Source organism: Streptomyces longhuiensis (assembly GCF_020616555.1).
Lineage (GTDB): Bacteria > Actinomycetota > Actinomycetes > Streptomycetales > Streptomycetaceae > Streptomyces > Streptomyces longhuiensis.
This window is the reverse complement of sequence record NZ_CP085173.1, coordinates 2,281,393-2,300,074: the sequence shown is the minus strand read 5'-3', so window position 1 is coordinate 2,300,074 and position 18,682 is coordinate 2,281,393. Positions and strand designations below refer to the sequence as shown.

The following is an 18,682-nucleotide window of genomic DNA, read 5'->3' as shown; positions in this document are numbered from 1 at the left end:
TCAGCCCGCCGCCTCCTTGCGGCGCGCCCGGTACGCCGCCACGTGCAAGCGGTTTCCGCAGGTGCGGCTGTCGCAGTACCTGCGGGACCGGTTACGGGAGAGGTCCACGAAGGCCCGCCGGCAGTCCGGGGCCTCGCACCGCCGCAGCCGCTCCTGCTCGCCGGCGACCACGAAGAAGGCGAGCGCCATCCCGCAGTCGGCCGCCAGGTGGTCGGCCACGGACGCGCCGGGCGCGAAGTAGTGCACGTGCCAGTCGTAGCCGTCGTGGTCCGTCAGGCGCGGCGTGGTGCCCGCGGCGGCGACCAGTTCGTTGATGAGGGAGGCGGCGGCGTGCGGATCGGGCGCCGCGAACACGGCGGCGAACCGTCCCCTCACGCTCTGCACGCCGTCGAGGTCACGTTCCGTGAGCACCCCGACGTCGCTGATGTCGTTCCTTCGTACGAATTCGCCCAGGGCTGCCACATCGGCCAGCCCGTCGACGGCCTGCTCGTCGTCCGGTGCGGTGTTCACCAGATCGACCACGGTGTCGAGGGCGCACCGGGTGTCGTGGGTGATCAGCACGATTTGCTCCCTGGCCTGGGGGTCGGGCCTGTGCCCGCCGATGCTGGCCGATGTTATAGGTCCGCCCGGCCGTGTGGCGCCTGGTCGCCGGCCCATGGACGCGCCGACGCCGCCGCCGTGGTGGATCCCACGGCTGCGGCGTCGGTGTATGCCGTATGCAGTTGTTGTGGCTCGGTCCGTCTCCCCGAGTGGACGGCATCGAGCGGCTCTCGCGGTGCGTGACTCCGGCAGTGCACCGGCGTCGGCTCCAGGCTTTAGCTTTCGGCCAGGATGTGTGAGAGCTCCGTGTCGAGATCGAAGTGACGGTGTTCCGTGCCGGGTGGCACGGCCGCGTCGGTCCTCTTCAGGAACGACTCCAGGGCCCGCGCAGGGGCTTCGAGCAGTGCCTCGCCCTCCGGAGAACTCAGAGCGATGCAGACGACGCCCTGGCCGTGACTACGGGATGGCCAGACTCGGACGTCGCCGGTGCCGGTGGGCCGGTGAAGGCCCTCGGCAAGCAGATCGCGGGCGAACACCCACTCGACCGTCTCTTCTGCTCCGGTGTGGAAGGTGGCGTGCACGGCGTAGGGATCGGCCGTGTCATACCGCAGTCCTGCGGGTACAGGCAGTGAGGACTCGCTCGACACAACGAGGCGCAGGTGCAGCTCGCAGCTGACCGTGGTGTTCATAAGCGCCAGGGCCTTTCGCTCAGTGTGCGCTCGGGGATTCGCACGTCGGCGAAATCGACATGCCACCTACGGTGCCGTTGTAAACCCCTCTGAGTGTTTTGAGTGCCTTTAGGTAGCTCGGACGGCGGAGTGTTTCTCGGCCCGGAGCGGCCATTCCGGTGACGGGATTCCGTCGGGTAGGTTTGGTTGTATGAATACGGGGAGTGACGAGGCGGCCGAGTCCGAATCCTTGGCCGCGACGACGAGGGACGGGGCGAAGGCCGAGCCGGAGCTCGGCTCGCGGGCGCCGGAGTTCATCAAGGCCCGCAGGGCCCTGCATCTGAGCTGGCAGGTCGGCGTCTTCGTGGTCGGGCTCGCGGTGGTGGTGGCGGGCGTGATCATGCTGCCGCTGCCGGGCCCGGGCTGGCTGGTGATCTTCGGCGGCATGGCGATCTGGGCGACCGAGTTCGTCTGGGCGCAGCTCGTGCTCCGCTGGACGAAGCGCAAGGTCACCGAGGCCACGCAGCGCGCGCTCGACCCCGCGGTGCGCCGGCGGAACATCATCCTGACCTCGGTCGGCGTGGTGATCATCGCGGTGCTCGTGGCGATCTACGTGTGGAAGTTCGGCTTCGAGATGCCGTGGAAGATCAAGGAGTGAGCGGGGCGGCCCGCGGGGGTCGCGCCGGGGGTGTCAGGGCTGGTCGGAGCACCTGCTGACATGCGGTAATGTTCTCTCTGCGCCCGGGCGATTAGCTCAGTGGGAGAGCGCTTCGTTCACACCGAAGAGGTCACTGGTTCGAACCCAGTATCGCCCACCCCGGACCGAGTGCCCCGGAGGCTTCAAGCCTCCGGGGCACTCGGCGTTTCCGTGTCCGGCTGCATGATCGGCAAGCGCTTTCTGATCGCGGTGCGCTCCTGGTGTCCGGCGACCGGAACAGGAATCCCATAATCCGTACGGATGCCTGGGATATAAATCCCGCGGGGCGCCTTCGGTAATTCGGTGGGCGGGCGAACCTGACCCCGTTTCAGAGTTCCCGGACTTCGTCGGGAATCCGGAAGTTCTGACGGTGAATCAATGGCCGTCGTCATCACGCCAATTCACGTTCAGGTGAGTCGCCGCGTAACGGGGAAGACTCGCACCATGGACTGGAACCACTACCGCTTCCGCAGTGTCTGGGACCTGCCCGCGGAGCCCGCCGACGTGTTCGCGGCCCTCGAGCGCGCCGAGGACTACCCCCTGTGGTGGTCCCAAGTGCGCGAGGCGACGCCCCTCGACGAGCGCCGCGGCACCGCCCGCTTCCGCTCGCTCCTCCCGTACGACCTGTTCGTGACGGCCACCGCCCTGCGCCGCGACACCGAGGCCGGGGTCCTGGAGATCGCCCTGTCCGGCGACCTGGAGGGCTGGGTGCGCTGGACCGTGCGCGCGCATGCGGGCGGTACGCGCGCGCTGTACGAGCAGGGGGTGGAGGTGTGCAAACCCCTGTTGCGGCGGTTCGCCCTCGTCGGCAGGCCGGTGTTCCTCGTCAACCACGCGCTGATGATGCGGGGCGGACGGCACGGGCTCGTCGCGCATCTGAGGCGGTGCTGACCGAACCGGTTTGTTGGAAACCCGCCGGGGCCTGTATGGTTCAACCCGTTCCCGGGCGATTAGCTCAGTGGGAGAGCGCTTCGTTCACACCGAAGAGGTCACTGGTTCGAACCCAGTATCGCCCACCCGGAAGAAAGCCGGTCCGTCAGCAGACGGACCGGCTTTTCCGTGCCCCGGGATCCAGCCTGTTCGGGCAACTGTCAGGCGGCTTCGCGCAGTTCCGTACGCATCGGCCACGCCGGATCCACCGTCTCAGGATTGCCGCTGCGTGCGAACCACGCCTGCAGCCCACGCGCCTGCGCGGCGTGCCACACCGCCTGAAGGGTGTGCAGCTCGGCGGGGGACAGGCGCTCCAGGCGACCCGCGAAGCGGCGCCCCACGGCCCGTACGACGTCCAGGGACGCCTGCGCGTCCGCGGCCGCGTCGTGCGCGCCCTCCAGCTCCACCTCGTAGTGCGCGCACAGGTCCGTCAGGGTGCGGCGGCCCTTGCGGTAGCGGTCCAGGTGTTTGTCGAGGACGCGCGGATCGAGGACGCACAGCGGCGAGCTCTCCATGTAGCGGCCGAGTGCGGAGGCGCGATGTCGCCGCAACTCCCGGTCCAGGAGCGTCAGATCGAACGGCGCGTTCATCACCACGAGCGGGCGCCCCGCCGCGGCCTGCTCGCCCAGCAGCCGGGCTATCTCCTCCATGACCGGAGCCGGCCAGCGGCCGTTGCGCTGGAGGTGCTCGTCCGTCAGGCCGTGCACCTCCGTCGCTCCGGCCGGCACCGGCACCCCCGGATTCACGAGCCAGCGTGAGACGCGCGGCCGGCTGCCCGCGGCGTCCTGCACCACGATCGCGGCCGACACGATGCGATCGCTCTCCACGTCCACGCCGGTGGTCTCGGTGTCGAAAGCAGCCAGAGGACCCTCGTACCAGCACGTCATGTCAATGCAACTCCTCGTTCACACCTGGCAGATGGCCCCTCGCTGCTGCCCGCTTCGGTGATACCCGGGCTGTTTGCGTCGTACGCCGACCGGAGACAACACAGATACGGGTCACGGCAGTTCAGCGGCCCGTCCAGGGGATTCACCTGTTTCGGAAGGTCAGTTGGACATGGCGCTCGCGCAGCCCGAACAGGGTGGGCTGCTGCCCGAGCGGATCGCACCGCCGCGCGGCACACTCGCCACCACCGCCTGCATGGAGACACTCCAGGTGGGCTACCTGCACGCCGTAGCGGCAGCCGCGGGCTGTTCGCTCTCTCAGCCGTTCCCCGACAACGGAATCGACTGGCACGTCAGCCACAGCGCCCCCGGGCACACGGTCGACGACGAGGTCACCATCAAGGTGCAGCTCAAGTGCACGTACCAGCTCCCGCCGAAGCCGCCGGGGCCGTCCTTCTCCTTCACGCTCGACAACGCACACCTGGAGAAGCTCGCCCGCACACCGGTGTCGGTGCACAAGATCCTGGTCGTGATGATCGTGCCGCGCTCGCAGGACGACTGGCTGCGGGCCGGTCACGACCGGCTCGACCTGCGGCACTGCTGCTACTGGACCAACCTGGCCGGCCACGCCGTGACAGGAAGGCGCCGCACCACCGTGCGCATCCCGACCTCGCGGATCTTCGACGACCGCGCGCTCTGCGAGATCATGACGCGGATCGGGACGGGCGGGAGGCCCTGAAGGACGCGGGGGCCCTGACAGGCGACGCGGGAGGCCCTGACCGACAGGGAGGGAGACCCTGATGCAGTACCGCCCGACCGACGAGCGCCTTCGCGCCCTGAACACCGCCCGATCCCATCCCGTCGACCTCGAAGGCCCCGGGCCGGAGCAGGTCGACCCGGTCGTGCTCAACGCACTGCTCGACCGGCACGGCTGGGAACGCCGCGGCGGCGCCACCGGGCGCTATGTGCGCTGGACGCTGCCCGGCGCCTCCGGGCGCACCAGCCTCCTCGTGCCGGAGACCCGCGCCTTTCCCGACAGCGATGACCTGCTCGGCGAGGCGCTCGAGGCACTGGAACGCAGCGGATCGCCCTCCGCGCGGGAGGTTCTCGTCTCGCTCGCCGTGCCGAGCGACGAGATCCGCTGGTGGCGCGATGTGCCGGCCGGGCCCGCGGGCAGCACCGCGTGGCCGGTGGAGGAGCAACTGCGCGCCGCCGCCCGGCGGATGCTGCTGGCCGCCGCGCTCGCCGCCCGGAGCCGGGCCGGCTACTACGGCGCCCGCCACCGCAGGCCCGCCGCCGCGTCCCTGGAGACTGTCCTCGTCGGGGATGCTCCCGGCGGCCGCAGGCTCACCGCGTTCGTGCCCGTCGCCGCGGGCCGCGCGCTCGCCGTCCGGCTCCACCAGGCGCTGTACGCGGCCCGCGAGGCCATCGACTACCGGCGGGCCACCGGCGGCATGGACGCCTTCGACGGCGCGGTCGAGGCGGGGGTGAGCCACGAGCTCGTCGAAGCGCTCGTCGCCCTCGTCCGCGGTACGGAGGGAGCCCGGGTCGGCGTGGAGTGGTCACCGGCGGCCGGGGTGCCCGACGAGTGCACGGCCGGGGACGCCCCCGTCGAGTTCTCGCCCGGCGACCTGTCGGCGCTGCGGGAGGCGAGCGCCCGCTATCTGCAGTCCGAGCCGTCCATCGCCGTCCGCATCACCGGGACCGTCGTGCGCATGCGCAGATCGGGTCCGCGCGGAGAGGGCACGGTGCGGCTGCACGTCATGGGGGGCGCCGATGTGCCGCACGTCCGGATGACGCTGGACGAGGAGGCGTACCGGACGGCGGGGCACGCGCATCTCGTGGGGCTGCCGATCAGGGTGCACGGGCGGCTGGAGAGCCGGGGCGGCTTCCGGCGGCTGACCGGGGCGAGCGAGGTGGTGCCCGTACAGGTGGAGGAGGCCGAGCGGGACCGGCTGATGAAGTCGCTCCAGGAGAATCTGGACTTCTTCGAGGAGGCATGCAGCGGGGACGACTGAGCCCACGGGCTCGTGAGCAGGGGGTTCCCGGCGTGTGCACGGGGATCGCGGCGCGGGCCGCGTCGATGCCGTTTCGCGAGTCGGGCCCGGGGCTCGGTACGATCCTCTGTGTATTGCGCGCGTGGCCAGAGCATCGCGTGCCCCCGTCAGTCAGGAGAGTCCGGTGTCAGACGTCCGTGTGATCATCCAACGCGATTCCGAGCGGGAAGAGCGCGTGGTGACGACGGGCACTACGGCGGCCGAGCTCTTCGCCGGCGAGCGCACCATCGTCGCCGCCCGTGTGGCCGGCGAGCTGAAGGACCTCGCGTACGCCGTGCAGGACGGCGAGGAGGTCGAGCCCGTCGAGATCTCCTCCGAGGACGGCCTCAACATCCTGCGCCACTCCACCGCCCACGTGATGGCGCAGGCCGTGCAGGAGCTGTTCCCCGACGCCAAGCTGGGCATCGGCCCGCCGGTCAAGGACGGCTTCTACTACGACTTCGACGTGGAGAAGCCCTTCACGCCCGAGGATCTCAAGGCCATCGAGAAGAAGATGCAGGAGATCCAGAAGCGCGGGCAGCGCTTCTCGCGCCGTGTCGTCACCGACGAGGACGCCCGCGAGGAGCTGGCCGACGAGCCGTACAAGCTGGAGCTCATCGGCATCAAGGGCTCCGCGTCCACCGACGACGGTGCGAATGTCGAGGTGGGCGGCGGCGAGCTGACCATCTACGACAACCTCGACGCCAAGACCGGTGACCTGTGCTGGAAGGACCTCTGCCGCGGTCCCCACCTGCCCACCACCCGCAACATCCCGGCGTTCAAGCTGATGCGGAACGCGGCGGCGTACTGGCGCGGCAGCGAGAAGAACTCGATGCTCCAGCGCATCTACGGCACCGCCTGGCCGTCGAAGGACGAGCTGAAGGCGCACCTGGAGTTCCTCGCCGAGGCCGAGAAGCGCGACCACCGCAAGCTGGGCAACGAGCTGGACCTGTTCTCCATCCCCGACCAGATCGGTTCCGGTCTGGCCGTCTTCCACCCCAAGGGCGGCATCATCCGCCGGGTCATGGAGGACTACTCGCGCCGCCGGCACGAGGAGGAGGGCTACGAGTTCGTCTACACCCCCCACGCCACGAAGGGGAAGCTCTTCGAGACCTCGGGCCACCTGGACTGGTACGCCGACGGCATGTACCCGCCCATGCAGCTCGACGAGGGCGTGGACTACTACCTCAAGCCCATGAACTGCCCGATGCACAACCTGATCTTCGATGCGCGCGGGCGTTCCTACCGTGAACTGCCCCTGCGCCTCTTCGAGTTCGGCACCGTGTACCGGTACGAGAAGTCGGGCGTCGTGCACGGCCTCACCCGCGCCCGCGGCTTCACGCAGGACGACGCGCACATCTACTGCACCAAGGAGCAGATGGCGGAGGAGCTCGACAAGACGCTCACCTTCGTCCTCGGCCTGCTGCGCGACTACGGCCTCACCGACTTCTACCTGGAGCTGTCCACCAAGGACCCGGAGAAGTTCGTCGGCTCCGACGAGATCTGGGAAGAGGCCACCGAGACGCTGCGCCAGGTCGCAGAGAAGCAGGGCCTCCCGCTGGTCCCGGACCCGGGCGGCGCCGCGTTCTACGGCCCGAAGATCTCCGTCCAGGCGAAGGACGCCATCGGCCGCACCTGGCAGATGTCGACCGTGCAGCTCGACTTCAACCTGCCGGAGCGCTTCAACCTGGAGTACACCGGCCCCGACGGCACCAAGCAGCGCCCGGTCATGATCCACCGCGCGCTGTTCGGCTCCATCGAGCGGTTCTTCGCGGTGCTCCTCGAGCACTACGCGGGTGCCTTCCCGGCCTGGCTCGCGCCGGTGCAGGCGGTCGGCATCCCGATCGGCGACGCGCACATCCCGTACCTCGAGGAGTTCGCGGCCAAGGCGAAGCGGAAGGGGCTGCGCGTCGATGTGGACTCTTCGTCGGACCGTATGCAGAAGAAGATCAGGAACGCGCAGAAGCAGAAGGTGCCGTTCATGATCATCGCGGGCGACGAGGACATGGCGGCCGGCGCCGTCTCCTTCCGCTACCGCGACGGCTCGCAGGAGAACGGCATCCCGGTCGACGAGGCGATCGAGAAGATCGTCAAGGTCGTCGAGGAGCGCGTGCAGGTCTGACGCCCGCCGCTGACGGCAGCGGCGTACGACATCAGGAGGCCCCCGGGAAGTCCCCCGGGGGCCTCTCGTCGTCGCGCCTGAACACCTGGAACATCCAGGACGAGAACGCACCCGTGATCGCTCCGAGCAGCGCCACACCGCACCCCATCAGAGCCACCGCCACCAGACGCCCGAGCGGGGTCACCGGCACCACGTCCCCGTATCCGACGGTCGCCAGCGTCGAGCAGGCCCACCACACGGAGTCCCCGAAGGTACGGATCGTGGCGTGCGGCTGCCCGCGCTCGACCTGGTACACGGCCAGTGCCGCCGCGAACCCGAGCAATGTGGCGGACATCCCGGCGTAGGTCGCCACGCGCGCGTGCAGGCTGAGCCGTGGTTCTTCGTGCCGCCGCCGCACCGCGTCGTAGGTCCGCACGACCTGCAGCGGGCGCAGCAGCGGCAGCATCGTGACCACCGCGTCCAGCCAGTGGTGGCGCACGAACGAGAGCCCCTTGCCGCTGTGGCGCCACCGGACGGCGAAGTCCAGCGCGAAGACGGCCCAGGCGGCGGAGGTCACCGCGAGACACGCGTCGCGCACCGCGTCCGGAAGCCCGTGCCCCAGGACTCTGACCGCGTACGACGCGAGGAACAGCAGGGACGCCAGCGTCAGCGGGGTCTCCATCCGGTGCTCCCACGGCGTGCGCCGTCTCTCGTCCATCGATCAAGGATCGCGGCCGGAGACCGGGACCTGCCCCGCCGACACGCTCCGAACGGGCGAAGCCATATGCTGCACCACATGACGAGTGAGCCGGAGCAGCACACGGGGCCGGTGGGTGAGCCGGACGGGTTCGGGCGCCTTTGGACGCCGCACCGGATGGCCTACATCCAGGGGGAGAACAAGCCGACCGGACCGGGAGCCGACGACGGCTGTCCGTTCTGCGCCGCACCCGGCATGACCGACGAGGAAGCGCTGATCGTAGCGCGCGGCGCGAGCGTCTACGCGATCCTCAACCTCTATCCGTACAACGGCGGCCACTTGATGGTCCTGCCGTACCGGCACGTCGCCGACTACACGGATCTGGACGACGGCGAGACCGCCGAGCTGGCCCTCTTCACCAAGCGCGCGATGGCCGCGCTGCGCACCGCGTCCGGGGCGCACGGTTTCAACATCGGCATGAACCAGGGCGCGGTGGCGGGGGCCGGCATCGCCGCGCACCTGCACCAGCACATCGTTCCGCGCTGGGGCGGGGACACCAACTTCATGCCCGTGGTGGGGCACACCAAGGTGCTGCCGCAGCTGCTCGGCGACACCAGGACCGCGCTGGCCAAGGCCTGGCCGGACGCCGACTGAGGCGATCGTGACCGGCCGGCCGGGCGCGTACGCCCAGGGCCGGCCGGGCCCGGCTAGGCGTCGTACACGTCCGCGTTCGTAGGCGTCGGGGACTGGACCAGGCCGCTGAGGAACGTCGAGCGCGTACCGAATTTCTCGGTGTCCACGCCGTTCTCCTCAAGGACCTTGATGGCCGCCGCGTGCACCACGCGCAGGACCGGGGTGGCCGTGCGCAGCGCGTCGTCCGCCATGAAGCGGTGCCGCCACGGCTTGTCCGCCCAGGCGTGCCGCAGTCCGAAGGGCTCGGGCAGGATCAGCTTGCCGCCGATGAAGTCCAGGAGCGGCGGATACCAGGTGAAGGGCGCGCGCACCGCGAGGCGGACCACCTCGTCGGGCTCGATCAGGGGGAGCTTCTTCTCCACCGTCTCCCAGAACTTGATGGGCTTGGCGACTTCCTTCACCTTCGGCTCGGGCTTCGTCGTGAACAGGGAGTGCACCGGGCCGAGCGCATGGCCCGTGACCTCGATGCGCAGCGTCTCGTGCAGCACCGTCACCGTGATCAGCATCGTGATCACCAACTGGCCGTCCCAGAGCGTGAACTGCACGCCCAGATAGTGGCGGTCGCCGCTGCCGAACTGCTGCTCGTTGCAGATCCGCTGTATCTCGTGGTTCTTGATCTGGAAGGCCTCGACGTCGGTGCCGGTGGGCCGGGCCACCTTCTTCGCGTTCTCCCCGATCGGCGAGACGATCCAGTGCTTGATCGACGGCGTCGGGAAGCCGCCCGTGTGCAGCGGGCCGCGCTCCAGGAGCCGCAGCTTGTCGTGGACCGCCCGTATGACGTCCCAGCTGCGGAACGGGTGGATCTCCGCGCCCTCGTCGCGGGGGGTCAGCTCCTCGGCGAGCTGCCAGCTGCCCCAGCGGGTGCCCATGCCGAGGATGCCCTTGGGGCCCGCGTAGAACACTGCGTTCGACTGCTGCTCGGCGGTCAGCTTGGCGAGGCTCTGGCGCAGCCGCTCGGCGGCCGTCTCGCCCGGGCTGCCGGGCACCGCCTCCGGGATCTTGGCGCCGATGCCGCCGCCCGCGAGCAGGCTGTCCCAGCGCTCCCGCATGTCCTGCGCCGTGCGCTCGCAGATCTGCCGGGCCCACAGCCAGCCGACCACGGGCGCCACGATCGCCGCCCGCAGATACCAGGCCCAGAAGCCCGTGAACGGCAGCTTGACCATGAAGATCACGGCGACGGCCGCGACCGCCACCATCAGCGCCGTGAACAGCGCGGCCATGCGCTTGTTCTCGTGGCCGGCGATCATGCGGCGGACCTGGAAGACGAGCAGCCACACGATCAGGCCCGGCAGGAAGAGCAGGCCGCACAGCGCCATCACGGCCGTCAGCCAGCTGTCGCGCTGCTTACGGATCCGGTTCGCCGCGAGGCAGTGCTCGACGACGACCTGAGGCTCGGTGCCGAAGGACTGGATGAGCGGCTTGCGGGCGCCGCCGAGCAGCCGGCCCTGGACGGCCCGCGAGAACGCCTCGCCCAGATTCGGCGCCGCCAGCGACCAAAGGCCCTTCTTCACATCGGACTTGTGCCACTCGCTGTTGGCGGCGAGCAGATCGTCCACCTTCGCGTCCCGGTACGCCGCCGAAGCGAGGGCGTACGTGGCCGCGGTCTGGCCCGCGGAGCCGTGCAACGGCACCTGCGCTCCGGGCCTGAAGTCGAATACGTCGTCCGCCACTGCCGCCCCCATCGCCGCGCGCCTTCGCTCCTGCGGCTTTCCCGACTTCCTTGCCCCGCACACCTGTTGATCAGGTCATCGGCTTGATCAGGTCATCAGCGTATCCGGGCGCACCGACATCCGTCAGGGGACGGCCGAAGCCGCCCGCCCGGAGGGGGAACGGGCGGGCGGCCCGGCTGTCGGGTGGCCGGGGGACGGTCAACTACGAGACGTCCTGCGCCTGTTCGCGCATCCTGTCGCCCAGCTGCGAAGGCATCGGCTCGTGCCGCGCATACGCCCGGCTGAACCGCCCCGTGCCGTGCGACAGCGACCGCAGGTCCACCGCGTACCGGCCGATCTCGATCTCCGGGATCTCGGCTCGTACGAGCGTGCGAGACCCCGGCGCCTGTTCCGTGCCGACCACGCGGCCACGCCGCCCCGACAGGTCGCTCATCACCGCGCCCACGTAGTCGTCCGCGACGAGCACCTGCACCTCGGCCACCGGCTCCAGGAGATGGATCTTCGCGTCCGCCGCCGCCTCCCGCAGCGCCAGCGCGCCCGCCGTCTGGAACGCCGCGTCGGAGGAGTCCACCGAGTGCGACTTGCCGTCGAGCAGTGTGATCCGCACGTCGATGAGGGGATAGCCCGCGGCCACGCCCTTCGCGGCCTGTGCCCGTACGCCCTTCTCCACGGACGGGATGAACTGCCGCGGCACCGCGCCGCCGACGACCTTGTCCACGAACTCGATGCCGGAGCCGTTCGGCAGCGGCTCCACCTCGATCTCGCAGATCGCGAACTGCCCGTGCCCGCCGGACTGCTTCACATGGCGCCCGCGCCCTGCCGACCTGTCGGCGAACGTCTCCCTCAGCGACACCTTGTGCGGGACGACGTCGACCTGGACCCCGTACCGGTTGCGCAGCCGCTCCAGGGCGACGTCCGCGTGTGCCTCACCGAGGCACCACAGAACGACCTGGTGGGTGGCCTGGTTCTGTTCGAGCCGCATCGTCGGGTCCTCGGCGACCAGCCGGGACAGGCCCTGCGAGAGCTTGTCCTCGTCCGGCTTGCTGTGTGCCTCGATCGCCAGCGGAAGCAGTGGGTCCGGCATGTCCCACGGCTCCATGAGGAGCGGGTCGTCCTTGGCGGAGAGGGTGTCGCCGGTCTCCGCCCTGCCGAGCTTGGCCACGCACGCCATGTCACCGGCGATGCAGTGGGAGAGCACGCGCTGCTGTTTCCCGAAGGGCGACGAGAGGGCGCCGATGCGTTCGTCGACGTCGTGGTCCTCGTGGCCGCGGTCGGCGAGGCCGTGCCCCGACACATGCACCGTGTCGTCGGGGCGCAGGGTTCCGGAGAAGATCCGTACCAGCGAGATCCGGCCCACGTACGGATCGGACGCCGTCTTCACGACCTCGGCGACCAGAGGGCCTTCCGGATCGCAGACGTTCACCGTGCGCGCGTCGCCCGACGGGGTGGTGACCACGGGGGCCGCGCGCTCCAGGGGAGTGGGGAAGCCGCCCGTGATGAGTTCGAGCAGCTCGACCGTGCCGATGCCCTGCCGGGCGCCCGGAGCCGCCGGGGCCGCGGCGAGCACCGGGTGGAAGACACCGCGCGCGACGGCCCGCTCCAGGTCCCCGACCAGCGTCTTGTGGTCGATCTCCTCGCCGCTCAGATAGCGGTCCATGAGGGTCTCGTCCTCGCTCTCGGCGATGATCCCCTCGATCAGACGGTTGCGTGCCTCCGCGATGAGCGGCAGCTGATCCGGGTCCGGCTCGGACTCCTTGCGCTCGCCCGACGCGTAGTCGAAGACGCGCTGCGACAGGAGGCCGACGAGGCCGGTGACCGGCGCGTGCCCGTCGGGCCCCGGCTCACCGTGCAGGGGCAGGTAGAGCGGGATGACGGCGTCCGGGTCGTCGCCGCCGAAGAACGTCTCGCACGTCCGCGTCATCTGTTCGAAGTCGGAGCGCGCCGCCTCCAGATGCGTCACCACGATGGCGCGCGGCATGCCGACCGCCGCGCACTCCTCCCACACCATGCGCGTCGCGCCCGCCATGGTCTCGGGCCCGTCGGACGCCGAGACGACGAAGAGGGCCGCGTCCGCTGCCCGCAGACCGGCCCTCAGCTCCCCGACGAAATCCGCGTATCCGGGGGTGTCCAGAAGATTGATCTTGTACCCGTCCCATTCGAGGGGCACCAGGGAGAGCTGCACCGACCGCTGCTGCCGGTGCTCGATCTCGTCGTAGTCGGAAACGGCGGTCCCGTCCTCCACCCGGCCCGCCCTGTTCACCGCCCCCGCGGTCAGCGCGAGAGCCTCCACCAACGTCGTCTTGCCCGATCCGCTGTGGCCGACCAGCACCACATTCCTCACGGATGCGGGGTGGTCGGCCGCCGTAGCCCTGCCGGCGGCTCCGGTGTGTGTGTTCGCCTTGTCGCCCATGCCTTGCCTCCCGGTTACTTGCACGGTGAGGTGGCACCCCTGCTGAAGAGGGGGTCCCATTGGGCGCGGACACGCGGGACCCGCGATGGCGGCTCCGACGACGCCCGCGGTGTCTTCGAGCTTTCCACTCGCTTCACGGTGCGTCCATACGTCGTACGTGATCCCCCGGGGCGCGCGGGTGCCCGTAGGTCGTCCACGCGCGCGCGTGACTACGATGGGCCAGCCGGTGGCCAGAAGGGCCGCGCGGCCATCCGACCCTCGGGAAGGCCATGCTGAACAAGTACGCGCGTGCATTCTTCACGCGTGTCCTCACACCGTTCGCCGCGTTTCTCATCCGTCGCGGGGTCAGCCCCGACGCGGTCACGCTCCTCGGTACGGCCGGGGTCGTGGCGGGCGCGCTGGTCTTCTTCCCCCGCGGGGAGTTCTTCTGGGGCACGATCGTCATCACGCTGTTCGTGTTCTCGGACCTCGTGGACGGCAACATGGCGCGCCAGCTCGGCCGCACCAGCCGCTGGGGCGCGTTCCTCGACTCCACGCTCGACCGCGTCGCGGACGGCGCGATCTTCGGCGGCCTCGCCCTCTGGTACGCGGGATCCGGCGCCGACAACATGCTGTGCGCCGTCTCCATCTTCTGCCTCGCCAGCGGCCAGGTCGTGTCGTACACCAAGGCCCGCGGTGAGGCCATCGGCCTGCCGGTCGCGGTCAACGGCCTCGTGGAGCGTGCCGAGCGGCTCGTGATCACCCTCGTCGCCGCCGGCCTCGCGGGGCTGCACACGTTCGGTGTGCCCGGCATCCAGGTCCTGCTGCCGATCGCCCTGTGGGCCGTCGCCGCGGGCAGCCTCGTGACGCTGATCCAGCGGATGGTGACCGTCCGCAGGGAGTCGGCCGAGGCCGACGCGGAGGCCGCCGCCGAGGCCGCCCAGGAGAGCGGGACCACATCGTGAGCACCGCGCGCGAACGACTCGTCGACGCCCTCTACGGAGCGGGCTGGAGCACGGTCAAGAAGCTTCCCGAGCCCGTCGCGGTCGGCCTGGGCCGCACCATCGCCGACCTCACGTGGAGGCGGCGCGGCAAGAGCGTCCTGCGCCTGGAGTCCAACCTCGCGCGCGTGGTGCCCGACGCCTCCCCGGAGCGCCTCAAGCAGCTCTCCAAGGCGGGCATGCGCTCGTACCTGCGGTACTGGATGGAGTCGTTCCGGCTGCCGTCCTGGAGCGCGGACCGGGTCAGGAGCGGCTTCGACATCGACGACGTCCACCACCTCACGGACGGCCTCGCCTCCGACAGGGGCGTCATCCTCGCCCTGCCCCACCTGGGCAACTGGGACCTCGCGGGCGCCTGGGTCACCACCGAGCTGGAGACCCCGTTCACGACCGTCGCCGAGCGCCTCAAGCCCGAGACCCTCTACGACCGCTTCGTGGCCTACCGCGAGAGCCTCGGCATGGAGGTACTGCCGCACGAAGGCGGATCCGCCTTCGGCACGCTCGCACGCCGGCTGCGCGCCGGCGGCCTGGTCTGCCTGGTCGCCGACCGTGATCTGTCCGAGTCCGGCGTCGAGGTGAAGTTCTTCGGCGACATCGCGCGCATGCCCGCGGGCCCGGCGATACTCGCCCAGCAGACCGGCGCCCTGCTCCTCCCGGTCACCCTCTGGTACGACGAGTCGCCCGTCATGCGCGGACGCATCCACGCCCCCATCGAGGTGCCCGAGACAGGTACCCGCGCCGAGAAGACGTCTGTCATGACGCAGGCGCTGGCAGACGCCTTCGCCACAGGGATCGCCGACCACCCGGAGGACTGGCACATGCTGCAGCGCTTGTGGCTCGCTGACCTCGAGGAGCGCCGACCGTGAAGATCGGCATCGTCTGCCCGTACTCCTGGGACGTGCCGGGTGGCGTCCAGTTCCACATCCGCGACCTCGCGGAGCACCTCATCGCCCTGGGGCACGAGGTGTCCGTCCTCGCCCCGGCCGACGACGAGACCCCGCTGCCGCCGTACGTCATCTCGGCGGGCCGTGCCGTTCCCGTGCCCTACAACGGCTCGGTCGCTCGGCTCAACTTCGGCTTCCTGAGCGCCGCGCGCGTGCGCCGCTGGCTGCACGACGGCACGTTCGACGTGATCCACATCCATGAGCCGGCCTCGCCCTCGCTGGGGCTGCTCTCCTGCTGGGCCGCGCAGGGCCCGATCGTCGCCACGTTCCACACGTCGAACCCGCGCTCCCGCGCCATGATCGCCGCGTATCCGATCCTCCAGCCCGCCCTGGAGAAGATCAGCGCGCGGATCGCGGTGAGCGAGTACGCGCGCCGCACGCTCGTGGAGCACCTCGGCGGGGACGCCGTCGTCATCCCCAACGGCGTCGACGTGGACTTCTTCGCCCGCGCCGAGCCCAAGGCGGAGTGGCAGGGCGGCACCATCGGCTTCATCGGGCGCATCGACGAGCCCCGCAAGGGTCTTCCCGTACTGATGAAGGCCCTGCCGAGGATCCTGACCGAGCGGCCCGGAACCCGGCTGCTCGTGGCCGGACGCGGTGACGAGGAGGAGGCCGTCGCGAGCCTGCCCGCCGAGATGCGCGAACAGGTCGTCTTCCTCGGCATGGTCAGCGACGAGGACAAGGCCCGGCTGCTGCGCAGCGTCGACGTGTACGTGGCCCCCAACACCGGCGGCGAGAGCTTCGGCATCATCCTGGTCGAGGCCATGTCGGCGGGCGCGCCCGTGCTGGCCTCGGACCTCGACGCGTTCGCCCAGGTTCTCGACCAGGGCGGCGCGGGGGAGCTGTTCGCCAACGAGGACGCGGATGCGCTCGCGGACTCGGCCGTCCGGCTCCTGGGCGACGCCGGCCGGCGCGAGGAGCTGCGCGAGCGTGGCAGCAAGCACGTGCGGCGCTTCGACTGGTCGACCGTGGGGGCGGACATCCTGTCCGTGTACGAGACGGTGACCACGGGCGCGGCGGCCGTGGCCACCGACGAACGCAGCGGACGGCGGGCCCGGTTCGGGCTCGCCCGCGACTGACGGGACGTACCGGCGCGCCCCGCGCACGAACCGGTACGTCCCGCCCGTCCCGCACGCGGCTGATCGGCGCCGCGGTGCACGGCTGTAGCCTTTGCGCCCGTGACCTCCACTTTGATCTGGATCGCGGTCTTCCTCATCGCGGTCGGCCTCTACCTGAGCTGGACAGCGGGCCGTCTCGACCGGCTGCACGCCCGGATCGACGCGGCCCGCGCCGCCCTCGACGCCCAACTGCTGCGCCGCGCCTCGGTGGCACAGGAGTTGGCCACCTCCGGAGTGCTCGACCCCGCCGCCTCCATCGTCCTGTACGAGGCCGCGCACGCGGCGCGGCAGGCCGAGGAGGACCACCGTGAGGTCGCCGAGAGCGAGCTGAGCCAGGCGCTGCGGGCCGTGTTCGGCGAGGCCGGGCAGATGGAGGCGGTGCACGCCGCCCCGGGTGGCCCCGACGCGGCCGAGGAGCTCGCCCAGGCCGTCCGCAGGGTGCCGATGGCCCGGCGCTTCCACAACGACGCCGTACGGGCCGCACGCGCCCTGCGCAGGCACCGCAAGGTGCGCTGGTTCCGGCTCGCGGGTCACGCGCCGTTCCCCCTGGCCTTCGAGATGGACGACGAGCCGCCCGTCGCGCTCGCCGACCGGCCCACCACATGAGCGCTCGCCGACCGGCCACCCCATAAGGGGGTCGGCCGGCCCAGCACATGACGCGGTCGTGACCTGGCAGGTTCGTGAAGAATGAGCCACCGGTCGGACATTGGCCCTTGATGTGGACTGGTCGCGGGGCGTTTCCTCTGTGGAGTAGCAACCCCCCTTTCTTTTCCACCGAGCGAGGTCACCCGTGTCCAGCACCCCCCAGTCCGTCGAAACCACCGGCACCGCGCGCGTGAAGCGCGGCATGGCCGAGCAGCTCAAGGGCGGCGTGATCATGGACGTCGTCAACGCCGAGCAGGCGAAGATCGCCGAGGATGCCGGCGCGGTGGCCGTCATGGCGCTCGAGCGGGTGCCGGCCGACATCCGCAAGGACGGCGGCGTGGCCCGGATGTCCGACCCGAACATGATCGAAGAGATCATCGAGGCCGTCTCCATCCCGGTCATGGCCAAGTCCCGCATCGGTCACTTCGTCGAGGCCCAGGTCCTGCAGTCGCTCGGCGTCGACTACATCGACGAGTCCGAGGTGCTGACCCCGGCCGACGAGGTCAACCACAGCGACAAGTTCGCGTTCACGACCCCCTTCGTCTGCGGCGCCACCAACCTCGGCGAGGCCCTGCGCCGCATCGCCGAGGGCGCGGCCATGATCCGCTCGAAGGGCGAGGCCGGCACGGGCAACGTCGTCGAGGCCGTCCGCCACCTGCGCCAGATCAAGAACGAGATCGCCAAGCTGCGCGGCTTCGACAACAACGAGCTGTACGCCGCCGCCAAGGAGCTTCGCGCCCCCTACGAGCTCGTCAAGGAGGTCTCCGAGCTCGGCAAGCTGCCGGTGGTGCTGTTCTCCGCCGGTGGTGTCGCCACGCCCGCCGACGCCGCCCTGATGCGCCAGCTCGGCGCCGAGGGTGTCTTCGTCGGCTCCGGCATCTTCAAGTCCGGCGACCCGGCCAAGCGCGCCGCCGCCATCGTGAAGGCCACCACCTTCTACGACGACCCGAAGATCATCGCGGACGCCTCCCGCAACCTGGGCGAGGCCATGGTCGGCATCAACTGCGACACCCTCCCCGAGACCGAGCGCTACGCGAACCGGGGCTGGTGATGACCTCTCCCGTAGTGGGCGTCCTCGCGCTCCAGGGCGACGTACGGGAGCACCTCGTCGCCCTGGCCACGGCGGACGCCGTGGCCAGGCCCGTGCGGCGGCCCGAGGAACTCGCCGAGGTGGACGGCATCGTCCTGCCCGGCGGGGAGTCGACCACCATCTCCAAGCTGGCCGTCCTGTTCGGGCTCATGGAGCCCCTTCGCGCGCGTGTGCGTGAAGGCATGCCGGTGTACGGCACCTGTGCGGGAATGATCCTTCTCGCCGACAAGATCCTCGACCCGCGTTCGGGCCAGGAGACGGTCGGCGGGATCGACATGATCGTGCGCCGCAACGCCTTCGGACGTCAGAACGAGTCCTTCGAGGCGGCGGTCGACGTGCGCGGCGTGGAGGGCGACCCCGTGGAGGGCGTCTTCATCCGCGCCCCCTGGGTCGAGTCGGTGGGCGCCAGTGCCGAGGTACTCGCGGAGTACGACGGGCACATAGTCGCTGTACGGCAGGAAAACGCCCTCGCCACGTCCTTCCACCCCGAGCTGACCGGCGACCACAGGATGCACGCGCTGTTCGTCGACATGGTGCGGGCGAAGCTGGTGGCCGGGTCCTTGTAGGATCTCGGGGGGT

General features: G+C 70.3%; 18 protein-coding genes and 2 tRNA genes. 14 read left to right on the top strand and 6 right to left on the bottom strand.

The annotated features are described in order from the left end of the window. Both LGI35_RS10835 and LGI35_RS10830 read right to left on the bottom strand, forming a co-directional pair. Complete coding sequence (locus tag LGI35_RS10835) at positions 1-561, bottom strand: CGNR zinc finger domain-containing protein (RefSeq protein ID WP_116503331.1); 561 nt, start codon at positions 559-561, stop codon at positions 1-3. Between the two features lie 254 nt (positions 562-815). Beyond that, positions 816-1,229, bottom strand: coding sequence for an SsgA family sporulation/cell division regulator (locus LGI35_RS10830; RefSeq protein ID WP_003959770.1), 414 nt, complete (start codon positions 1,227-1,229; stop codon positions 816-818). A gap of 190 nt (positions 1,230-1,419) precedes the next feature. Here LGI35_RS10830 and LGI35_RS10825 point away from each other — a divergent pair, with 190 nt between their 5' ends. The 4 genes from LGI35_RS10825 (at position 1,420) to LGI35_RS10810 (ending at position 2,921) form a co-directional block, all read left to right on the top strand. Beyond that, the gene (locus tag LGI35_RS10825) at positions 1,420-1,866 is read left to right on the top strand and encodes a TIGR02611 family protein (protein ID WP_227293672.1); all 447 of its coding nucleotides are present in this window, start codon (positions 1,420-1,422) and stop codon (positions 1,864-1,866) included. Positions 1,867-1,951: 85 nt separating this feature from the next. Beyond that, a tRNA-Val gene (locus tag LGI35_RS10820) sits at positions 1,952-2,023 on the top strand. A gap of 326 nt (positions 2,024-2,349) precedes the next feature. Continuing rightward, complete coding sequence (locus LGI35_RS10815; RefSeq protein ID WP_227293671.1) at positions 2,350-2,796, top strand: SRPBCC family protein; 447 nt, start codon at positions 2,350-2,352, stop codon at positions 2,794-2,796. Positions 2,797-2,849: 53 nt separating this feature from the next. Next, positions 2,850-2,921: transfer RNA gene (locus tag LGI35_RS10810), tRNA-Val, on the top strand. 75 nt (positions 2,922-2,996) lie between these two features. Here the strand turns inward: LGI35_RS10810 and LGI35_RS10805 are convergent. After that, on the bottom strand, positions 2,997-3,722 hold the full coding sequence (locus LGI35_RS10805; protein ID WP_227293670.1) for a 3'-5' exonuclease: 726 nt from the start codon (positions 3,720-3,722) through the stop codon (positions 2,997-2,999). Positions 3,723-3,891: 169 nt separating this feature from the next. Between LGI35_RS10805 and LGI35_RS10800 the strand changes: the two genes are divergently transcribed. The 3 genes from LGI35_RS10800 to thrS all read left to right on the top strand — a co-directional run bounded on the left by LGI35_RS10800 (position 3,892) and on the right by thrS (position 7,877). Beyond that, complete coding sequence (locus LGI35_RS10800) at positions 3,892-4,458, top strand: DUF4365 domain-containing protein (RefSeq protein WP_227293669.1); 567 nt, start codon at positions 3,892-3,894, stop codon at positions 4,456-4,458. Positions 4,459-4,519: 61 nt separating this feature from the next. Next, positions 4,520-5,737 carry a hypothetical protein gene (locus LGI35_RS10795; RefSeq protein ID WP_227293668.1) on the top strand — a complete coding sequence of 406 codons (1,218 nt, stop codon included), beginning with the start codon at positions 4,520-4,522 and terminating at the stop codon, positions 5,735-5,737. Between the two features lie 163 nt (positions 5,738-5,900). Beyond that, entirely contained in the window at positions 5,901-7,877 is a 1,977-nt protein-coding gene (thrS, locus tag LGI35_RS10790) for a threonine--tRNA ligase (RefSeq protein ID WP_227293667.1), read from the top strand. Between the two features lie 31 nt (positions 7,878-7,908). Here thrS and LGI35_RS10785 read toward each other — a convergent pair whose 3' ends face one another. Then, the gene (locus tag LGI35_RS10785; protein WP_227293666.1) at positions 7,909-8,574 is read right to left on the bottom strand and encodes a potassium channel family protein; all 666 of its coding nucleotides are present in this window, start codon (positions 8,572-8,574) and stop codon (positions 7,909-7,911) included. 66 nt (positions 8,575-8,640) lie between these two features. Between LGI35_RS10785 and LGI35_RS10780 the strand changes: the two genes are divergently transcribed. Beyond that, positions 8,641-9,207 carry an HIT family protein gene (locus tag LGI35_RS10780; RefSeq protein ID WP_227293665.1) on the top strand — a complete coding sequence of 189 codons (567 nt, stop codon included), beginning with the start codon at positions 8,641-8,643 and terminating at the stop codon, positions 9,205-9,207. Between the two features lie 53 nt (positions 9,208-9,260). Here LGI35_RS10780 and LGI35_RS10775 read toward each other — a convergent pair whose 3' ends face one another. Then, a complete protein-coding gene (locus LGI35_RS10775; protein WP_227293664.1) occupies positions 9,261-10,928 on the bottom strand; it encodes a hypothetical protein in 1,668 nt (555 codons plus the stop codon). A gap of 190 nt (positions 10,929-11,118) precedes the next feature. Next, positions 11,119-13,326 (bottom strand): elongation factor G-like protein EF-G2, encoded by a 2,208-nt coding sequence (locus tag LGI35_RS10770; RefSeq protein WP_227293663.1) that lies wholly within the window; start codon positions 13,324-13,326, stop codon positions 11,119-11,121. 269 nt (positions 13,327-13,595) lie between these two features. Between LGI35_RS10770 and pgsA the strand changes: the two genes are divergently transcribed. The 6 genes from pgsA to pdxT all read left to right on the top strand — a co-directional run bounded on the left by pgsA (position 13,596) and on the right by pdxT (position 18,669). Next, positions 13,596-14,270, top strand: coding sequence for a phosphatidylinositol phosphate synthase (pgsA, locus tag LGI35_RS10765; protein ID WP_227293662.1), 675 nt, complete (start codon positions 13,596-13,598; stop codon positions 14,268-14,270). Beyond that, on the top strand, positions 14,267-15,172 hold the full coding sequence (locus LGI35_RS10760) for a phosphatidylinositol mannoside acyltransferase (RefSeq protein WP_227293661.1): 906 nt from the start codon (positions 14,267-14,269) through the stop codon (positions 15,170-15,172). Before pgsA ends, LGI35_RS10760 begins: the two co-directional genes overlap by 4 nt. Then, a complete protein-coding gene (locus LGI35_RS10755; RefSeq protein WP_227293660.1) occupies positions 15,169-16,329 on the top strand; it encodes a glycosyltransferase family 4 protein in 1,161 nt (386 codons plus the stop codon). Before LGI35_RS10760 ends, LGI35_RS10755 begins: the two co-directional genes overlap by 4 nt. 99 nt (positions 16,330-16,428) lie before the next feature. Then, entirely contained in the window at positions 16,429-16,974 is a 546-nt protein-coding gene (locus LGI35_RS10750) for a LemA family protein (RefSeq protein WP_116503357.1), read from the top strand. Positions 16,975-17,215: 241 nt separating this feature from the next. After that, positions 17,216-18,064: a pyridoxal 5'-phosphate synthase lyase subunit PdxS gene (pdxS, locus tag LGI35_RS10745; RefSeq protein ID WP_234374648.1), complete on the top strand. Its 849-nt coding sequence runs from the start codon at positions 17,216-17,218 to the stop codon at positions 18,062-18,064. Then, positions 18,064-18,669, top strand: a complete 606-nt coding sequence (pdxT, locus tag LGI35_RS10740) for a pyridoxal 5'-phosphate synthase glutaminase subunit PdxT (protein WP_116503361.1) — start codon at positions 18,064-18,066, stop codon at positions 18,667-18,669. The genes pdxS and pdxT overlap by 1 nt, the downstream gene beginning before the upstream one ends. Positions 18,670-18,682: the final 13 nt, after the last annotated feature.